At 72.3% G+C, this 3,905-nt stretch carries 4 protein-coding genes; 3 read left to right on the forward strand and 1 reads right to left on the reverse strand.

The features are described 5' to 3' along the window. Positions 1-256: 256 nt before the first annotated feature. From ACLEQD_RS38630 to ACLEQD_RS38640, 3 genes are read left to right on the forward strand one after another with little or no spacing between them, the layout of a single operon-like run. Complete coding sequence (locus tag ACLEQD_RS38630; RefSeq protein ID WP_410390873.1) at positions 257-1,519, forward strand: sigma 54-interacting transcriptional regulator; 1,263 nt, start codon at positions 257-259, stop codon at positions 1,517-1,519. A gap of 60 nt (positions 1,520-1,579) precedes the next feature. Then, on the forward strand, positions 1,580-2,512 hold the full coding sequence (locus ACLEQD_RS38635; protein WP_410390867.1) for a hypothetical protein: 933 nt from the start codon (positions 1,580-1,582) through the stop codon (positions 2,510-2,512). A 14-nt stretch (positions 2,513-2,526) separates the two neighbouring features. Continuing rightward, on the forward strand, positions 2,527-2,991 hold the full coding sequence (locus tag ACLEQD_RS38640) for a DcrB-related protein (RefSeq protein ID WP_410390869.1): 465 nt from the start codon (positions 2,527-2,529) through the stop codon (positions 2,989-2,991). A gap of 12 nt (positions 2,992-3,003) precedes the next feature. Here the strand turns inward: ACLEQD_RS38640 and ACLEQD_RS38645 are convergent. Continuing rightward, positions 3,004-3,905, reverse strand: a 902-nt coding sequence (locus ACLEQD_RS38645) for a hypothetical protein (RefSeq protein WP_410390871.1), incomplete at its 5' end; no start/stop codon positions are given.

The following is a 3,905-nucleotide window of genomic DNA, read 5'->3' on the forward strand; positions in this document are numbered from 1 at the left end:
AGCGCTTCACCGAGTCCGGCCTGGACGCGCGCGTGGGGGAGGTGGACTCGTGGCTTGAGGCCCTGCCCCAGGAGTCCCCGCGCCCGCCCGCCCGCAAGCCGCCCCGGGCCGGCGCCGGTAGGTCGGCACTCGCGGCTGCTGGCGGCCGTGGCGGGGCGTGCTACCGTCCCGCGCCGTGTCGCTGCCGCCAGACGAGGACGAGGCGCTCCTGGATGCCACGGCCACCTTGAACCGGGGCCGTGCCGGACAGGTGCGGATGGTGCTCCGGGTGCTTTCCGGGGCGGAGGCCGGCAAGGCCCACCCGCTCAAGCAGGGGACGTACGTGGTGGGCAAGGCCCCCACGTGTGACATCGTCCTCTCCGACAAGGCCGTCTCCCGCCAGCACCTGAAGCTGGAGGTGCACGACGAGCACGTCGTCGCCACGGACCTGGGCTCGCACAACGGCTCGTTCGTGGAGGGCCTGCGCTTCACCGCCATGGAGCTGCGCCCCGGCAGCGTCATCACCCTGGGCACCACCGAGCTGAAGCTGGTGCCGGAGGACACGCGCGAGCGCTCGCTGCCCTTGTCCTCGCGCGAGAGCTTCGGCGCGCTCGTGGGCCACAGCCGCAAGATGCGCGAGGCCTTCACCGTGCTGGAGCGCCTGGCGCCCGGCGGCGCGGACGTGCTCATCCACGGCGAGACGGGCACGGGCAAGGACCTGTGCGCGGAGGCCATCCACCAGCAGAGCCCGCGCGCCAAGGGCCCCTTCGTCATCGTGGACCTGGCGGGCGTGCCCTCCACCCTCATCGAGTCCGAGCTCTTCGGCCACGTGAAGGGCTCGTTCACCGGCGCCCAGTCCGACCGCGCGGGCGCCTTCGAGCGCGCGCAGAACGGCACCGTCTTCCTGGACGAGATTGGCGAGCTGCCCCTGGAGCTGCAGCCGCGCCTCTTGCGCGTGCTGGAGCGCCGGCAGGTCAAGCGCGTGGGCGGCAACGACTACTTCACGGTGAACGTGCGCGTGGTGGCCGCCTCGCACGTGAACCTGGAGCAGGCCGTCCAGCAGGGGAAGTTCCGCCGCGACCTGTTCCACCGGCTCGCCGTGCTGCGCGTCACGCTGCCCGCGCTGCGCGAGCGCCCGGAGGACATCCCGTACCTCATCGACCACATGCTCAAGCAACTGGGCCGGCCCCCCAGCGCGCTGTCGGACCAGACGCGCGCCCTGCTCATGCAGTACCCCTGGCCGGGCAACGTGCGCGAATTGCGCAACGTGGTGGAGCAGGTGGTGAACCTGGGCGAGGAGGCGCTGCCGGACCTGGAGCCACCCCCGGGCGCGGACGGCCGCCGGGGCCCGGACCTGGACCTTCCCTTCAAGGAGGCCAAGGAACACCTCATCGAAGTGTTCGAGCGCGACTACCTCAAGAACCTCATCGAGCGCTGCGAGGGCAACATCTCCCGGGCCTCCCGCGAGGCGGACATCGACCGTGTCTACCTTCGGAAACTCCTGCGCAAGCACGGGTTGGATCCGTCCGGGGACTCTTAACACGCGGCGGCATCCCGGGTAGGATGGCATCCCCCATTCCCCCCCTCCGGAGCCCCCACCGTGAGCGTGAACCTCTCTTCCAACCTCCTCCGCACCTTCCAGCAACTGGCGGAGGTGAAGCCGTCCACCCAGCCGCAGCAGACCGCGCAGCAGGTCGGGTTGCCGGAAGAGAAGGTCGTCTCGCAGGTGGAGGGGGCGCCCACGCCCGTCCAGACGGAGCAGGCCTCGGACGCCTTCGCGGCGGTGCAGGCCCTCAACGAGGCGTGGGCGAGCCGCTTCCAGGCCAGCGCGGGCGCGTCCGCGCAGGAGCTGGGCATCCCCGGGACGCTGGCGGCCGCGCCCCAGGCGCCGGAGCTGGGCGGCTGGGAGGACGCGGGGGCGGACCCCGCGGTGCTCAAGCAGACCAAGGAGAACAACTGCGGCGCCGCGGTGGCGGTGATGCTGGGCAAGGAGCTGGGCACCACCCAGACGCAGCCCGCGTCCGACACGCAGAAGATGGACGCGTTGGAGTCGCGCTTCACGCAGGGGCAGGGCACGTCGCCGCATGAGCTGTCCAACATGCTGGCCAACCAGGGCGCGAAGGTGACGCAGACGTCGTCCAAGCTCGACACGAAGGCGCTGGACGACGCGCTCGCCCGCGGGGCCAAGGCCGCGGTGCAGGTGGACTCCTGCCTGGTGGACCCCACGACGAAGCCCGGCGAGACGGGCCGCGCGCACTGGGTCTCCGTGGAGGGCAAGGACGACCAGGGCCGCTACCTGCTCAAGGACCCCAGCACCGGCTCCCAGATTCCGGTGGACGCCCAGCGGCTGGCGGACTCCATGGAGATCAGCTGGAACCAGCACCAGGGCGGCGGGCAGATGATCGTCGAGAGCGCCCAGGGCATGTCCGAGGCCCAGGCCGCGGCGGAGGGCGGGCTGAAGGCCGTCGCGCTCGGCAACACGGACGGCGGCGGCTCGCGCGCCATGTCCAACTTCGGCCGCGAGTCCTCATAAGGGGCTGACGCCTCATGGCCCCCAGGTCCATCCGCCACGGTCCCCTGCGCGTCTCGCTGCCGGACGGCTGGTTCGACGCCAGCCAGGTCGTGGCGGTGGGGCCGGAGGAGGACGGCTTCCGCGCGAACCTCGTCGTGTCGCTGGAGCCCGCGGTCCCCGGTGAGACGCTGGAGCAGTTCGCCGCGCGCATGCTGGAGGGCGTGCGCGGGGCGGAGGCCTTCCGCCAGCTGTCGGAGCGCAAGGCCACCTTCGGCGCCAACGCCGGCGTGCTGCGCGAGTACTCCTTCCGCATGCAGGGGCTGGCGCTCGCGCAGCTCCAGTTCCACGTGCTGAGGGAGCAGGTGGCCTTCACCTTCACGTACACCCAGCGCGTGCACCGGCTGGACGCGACGCGCGCCGTGGCGGAGTCGCTGCTCGCGTCCGTGACGCTGGACTCGACGGCGGAGCTGGCGCTGCGGCCCACCGTCTTCCGCGCCTGACGCGCGGGCGCTTCAGACGGTGAGGTGCTGCACGGCCTGGAGCCGGAGCAGCTGACGCGCCAGGGCCTGCACCTGCTCCACCTCCTGCTGGCCCAGCACCTTGCGCAGCGCGAGCTTCATGTCCGTGGAGGCGCGCAACAGCAGCGCGCGCAGCTGCGCGTTGCTGAGCAGCGGGTTCAGCTGGCGCAGGTGGCCCACCAGCGCGCCCAGCTGGGGCAGCGTGAGGCCCGCCACCATCACCTGCGTCCTGGAACCTTCATCCGGGCTCTGGCTGATGGCCAGCATCCACGGGGCCAGGAGCAGGGAGCGGGTGAAGTCCTTCCCGTACGCCAGGCCCAGCCGCGCGCACTCCTCCACCAGCGGGCCGGTGTCGTGGCCGGAGATGACGGGCTGGATGCGGGCGGCCTCGTACTTCTGGAGGACGGCGTCGTAGGCCTTGCGAGCCTCGATGCCCGCGGGCGTGCGGGGGAACTCCGCGAAAGCCTGACGCACCTCCTCGCGCAGCGTGCCCAGCAGCGTGGCGTCATCCACGGAGCCGGGCTCGCCCAGGGCCTGGGCCAGGTAGGCCCGGTCCTCGGGGACCGCGTTCGCGGACTTCCACCACTCGTGGGTGACGGAGCTCTCGCTCAGGACCACGGGCAGGGTGACGACGCCCTGGCGGCCGGGGTTGGCGAGGAAGGCGCTCAGCTTCTTCTCCACCTCCGTGAGGCCGCGGTGGAGCCGGTTGAGGAGGGCCACGCGCAGCTTCGCGCGCCCCTCCAGCGCCTGCCGCGCGGCGTCCTGGGACCGGCCGTCGGAGGCGGTGCGCTCGTTGGCGGACTCGGAGGTGGCGGGCTGGCGCGTGAGGAGGGGCACCTCCACCTGCGGGACCACCGGTGGAGGCTGGGGCTGGGAGGGCGCCTGGAGCGTCTGGG

This window comes from Corallococcus sp. 4LFB (genome assembly GCF_046520365.1).
GTDB lineage: Bacteria > Myxococcota > Myxococcia > Myxococcales > Myxococcaceae > Corallococcus > Corallococcus caeni.

Bases quoted from the DNA above. Each gene is read 5' to 3' on its own strand.
- ACLEQD_RS38630 (WP_410390873.1), top strand. From the start codon at position 257: ATGGTGCTCCGGGTGCTTTCCGGGGCGGAGGCCGGCAAGGCCCACCCG.
- ACLEQD_RS38640 (WP_410390869.1), top strand. From the start codon at position 2,527: ATGGCCCCCAGGTCCATCCGCCACGGTCCCCTGCGCGTCTCGCTGCCG.